The following is a 3,655-nucleotide window of genomic DNA, read 5'->3' as shown; positions in this document are numbered from 1 at the left end:
ACAATATTGTTCTTGGATAAGCAAAGGATTCGCAATACATCACACTCCTTTTGTGTTAATCGCTTCGTAAAACCCTCCATTTCCAGTCGCTGATTGGCTGAATCGAAACGGTATTGACCAATTTCAAAGTTCGTAATCTCAACTTTTGGATCTTCATCTTGCAGATTAATACGATTCAGAATAGCTTGAATCCGGCAGAGCAACTCATCTTCATCAAAAGGTTTGGTGACATAATCATCAACTCCTAATTGAAAACCTTTGATTTTATCCTGCTTCATGGAGCGAGCTGTTAAAAAGATAATGGGAACCTTTTTATTAAGCTCCCTTATGTTTTCGGCAATGGTAAAACCATCCATACCGGGTAACATAACATCCAGGATGCAAAAATCGTAGCGCCCTTTTTTAAATGCCTCCAGCCCTCTTTTTCCATCCTTGTATAGCTTAACGTCAAATCCGTTTGATTCCAGAAAATCAACAAGCAGGAATCCCATACTTATATCATCTTCAACTAATAGTATTTTAGCCATTATTTTAATGGTAATAAAATGGTGAAACAAGTTCCTTTGCCTTCTTCACTTTCAACAGTTATACGGCCATTGTGTTCTTCAATTACTTTTTTAACAAAAGTAAGTCCAAGCCCAAAACCTTTCACATCGTGCACGTCTCCTGTGCTTACCCGATAATATTGATCGAAAATATATGGCAGTTCTTTGGCTGCAATTCCAATACCATTGTCCTTCACCTGTATTTGCAGCAAGTTATTCCACTCACTTGTTTCGATACTGATTACTGGCTTATTACTGCGGTATTTGATCGCATTATCCAGTAAATTGGAAAGCACAAGAGACAGGCGCCCATTGTAACTGTTCAGAGAATGATTATCTGCTTTAAAGTTAACCTGTAACTCGCCACCAACTTCCTCAACACGATAAGCAAATGATTTTGTAAGTTCCTCAATAACCAGTTTGATGTCCACAACATTTCGTTCTCCTTCAATTGATGTTTCGCATGATAACTTCAATATTTCCTCAACATGCAACTGCATACGTTCATACTCATTCAATACAACCTGCGCATAATCTGATGTCTTATCCTTATTATCTTTCTTTTTAATGATCAGGTTAGCTGCCAAACGGATATTGGCTAAAGGAGTCTGGAACTCGTGGAGCATATTGTTAACGAATTCGCGCATATGTACCATTAATAATTGCTCCCGCTTCATCATGCGGAGTAATATAATAAACGATGCTACCAGGAAAAAGATAATGAACACACTCATGATAAAGAGACCACTCATCTGAGCCAGAATAAACCGGTTGCGATCGGGAAATTGTAATCGCAGTCGGATTCCTTCCCGTTCTAATAAACCATTAAGTGTCTGCTGATAACATTTTGGTCCCCAAATTGCAGCTGTATTATTCCCGATAATGGTATCAGTTATAGCAAATGAATAATTCAGCGGTAAATTATAAATCTCTAGTTGAGAGTGAATAATACTATCTACCTCGGCACTTTTTCTTTTGGCATTGATACAATCATTACCACAGAGAAATCGATCCATATCAGGACAAAGACGATTTCCAATTTCGTCTCGCGCATCCTTCAAAGCCATAACCACCCGATGGTTAAAATTCTTCTCCTCTAAACGAGCTGCCTTTACGATATAGTTGATTTGAATAAAAAGCAACAACGCCAATCCTATAAAGGTGGCTATTGACAAGCCGTAATATTTTTTGTTTTTCCCCATTACCCTAAAAATACAGAATCTCAATCAAGCGCCAAAATTACCAAATTAAAAGACCTTGTTATCCGCTTTTAACATCATCTTAACAACGATTAACATGTCAATAACTTACCTTTATGTGCAACAAATTTAGTTTTGTTCCATCACAAACATGAAATTAATTTTTTAAACGTATGATTATGAAAAAGACACTAATCCTTTCGGTACTATTTGTGTTTACAATGGCAATTACAGCACCGACAATGGCCGCAACTATTGATCAGGAGCCAGTAAAAACTGAGAAGAAAGCTGAAGACAAAAAGAAAAAAGAGTGCAGCAAAGAGTGTAAATCAAAGTGCACTGCTGAAAAGAAAGCTTGCTCAGACAAAAAAGAATGCTCTAAAAAAGAGAAAAAAGGATAATCATCCGGTAAATTAAAAGAGGAAAGCTATCTCAATTGAGATGGCTTTTTTTATTGATTGCAGCTCACTCTACCAATACAACACTTTAAACATCAAATATTTATTAATGCAATCGCATTTTAGGAAATTTGGTTTACTTTTGCACTCCTCAAATTGAAGTTGAACGGAGGGGTTAACCATGGGAATGGAATCATTTGTAGTCAGGTTTTTCATTATTCTACTTACTACAGGGTCGATTGGCTATGTAGTATTACGATTGTTGTATAAAGGCAGCATTTTCTTTCGGATAGGTGCCTTATGGATGATCAATGTATTTTTAACGGTTATGAACAGCCGGATTCATTACAAATATCCGGAAGCATATCCTTTTTGGGCGGCCTTGGCCGGAGGTATTATTCTCACAGGGGTATTGCAGTACATCGTCTATCTTCAGATAAAAAAACCACTCAGCTTTATTACTGAAAAATTAAAGGAGATTTCTCTAGGTCATATCAGTACAAAGCAAGAGGAATACAAGGCGCCTATAAAAGGGGAACTATTTCAAATTCATCAGGCTATCAATCAATTACAGGCCATTCTTGCGCAGGTTATCTATAAAGTATCAGAATCGGCTGATGATGTTAGTAAGGTGGGACACAACCTTGATCAGACTGCATCTAAAATCTCGTCTGTAGCTAGTCACCAGGCATCCGGTCTGGAAGAGATAGCCTCGTCCATGGGACAGATCGCTGCCAATATTAATGCGAATAATCAAAATGCAAGCGGTACAAAAGAAAACTCAATTAATGCAAGTCGTTCGGTAGATGAAAGCTTTGCTAGTACACAACAAACTTTAGAAGCTATGCAGCAGATTAATGACAAGATAACGGTCATTGATGAAATTGCAATACAAACCAATTTACTGGCACTCAATGCTGCTGTTGAAGCATCGCGTGCCGGTGAAGATGGCAAAGGTTTCGCAGTTGTGGCAGGTGAGGTTCGTAAACTGGCCGAACGCAGCAAACAAGCAGCCAAAGAAATCGAAGTGTTCTCACAACGAGGAAATGAAATGGCTGAGGATGCTTTAATAAAATTGAGGCAAACACTTCCATTGATCAGAAAAAATGAAAACCTGATTGCTGAGATAGCTTCGGCAAGTGAGGAACAAAACCAGGGTGCATCACAAATCAGTCATGCCTTGCAAGAGATTAACCGATCAACACAAGGTAACGCTGCCATTTCAGAAGAAATGACGTCCAGTGCCAAACAAATGGTGGAGCAAGCTTCTGCATTAATTAAACAATTGAAGTTCTTCAAACTTGACTAAACAAGTCTTCAATTTATTAACCTTCTATCCAACTAAAAAGCAATCCCCCTAATTCTTAAATAGTTATAAAAAAACACAAACCATCCCCCTTCGCCACTACCCTTTACCCACTTTATTGTAAAATAGAATGATTTAAATGTATATCTCACTATATATCAGTGCGTAAACATTTTTAAACCACCTCACCTCTGTCCTCTCCTCAAA

4 protein-coding genes are annotated in these 3,655 nt (G+C 37.8%); 2 read left to right on the top strand and 2 right to left on the bottom strand.

Annotated features, from left to right (window positions below; all coding sequences use genetic code 11):
• A partial coding sequence (locus tag AC4MRQ_RS25310) for a response regulator transcription factor (RefSeq protein WP_491200520.1) occupies positions 1–527 on the bottom strand: 527 nt, incomplete at its 3' end.
• A complete protein-coding gene (locus tag AC4MRQ_RS25305; protein WP_491200519.1) occupies positions 527–1,747 on the bottom strand; it encodes a sensor histidine kinase in 1,221 nt (406 codons plus the stop codon). The genes AC4MRQ_RS25305 and AC4MRQ_RS25310, both read right to left, overlap by 1 nt.
• Positions 1,748–1,923: 176 nt before the next feature.
• On the opposite strand from AC4MRQ_RS25305, the gene AC4MRQ_RS25300 reads away from it, so the two are divergent.
• Both AC4MRQ_RS25300 and AC4MRQ_RS25295 read left to right on the top strand, forming a co-directional pair.
• Positions 1,924–2,145, top strand: a complete 222-nt coding sequence (locus tag AC4MRQ_RS25300; RefSeq protein ID WP_491200518.1) for a hypothetical protein — start codon at positions 1,924–1,926, stop codon at positions 2,143–2,145.
• A 184-nt stretch (positions 2,146–2,329) separates the two neighbouring features.
• A complete protein-coding gene (locus tag AC4MRQ_RS25295; RefSeq protein WP_491200517.1) occupies positions 2,330–3,451 on the top strand; it encodes a methyl-accepting chemotaxis protein in 1,122 nt (373 codons plus the stop codon).
• The last annotated feature ends 204 nt before the right edge of the window (positions 3,452–3,655 follow it).

It is taken from the genome of Carboxylicivirga sp. (assembly GCF_982718395.1).
Note: the sequence above shows the minus strand (reverse complement) of the source record. Positions and strands in the feature narration are given on the sequence as shown.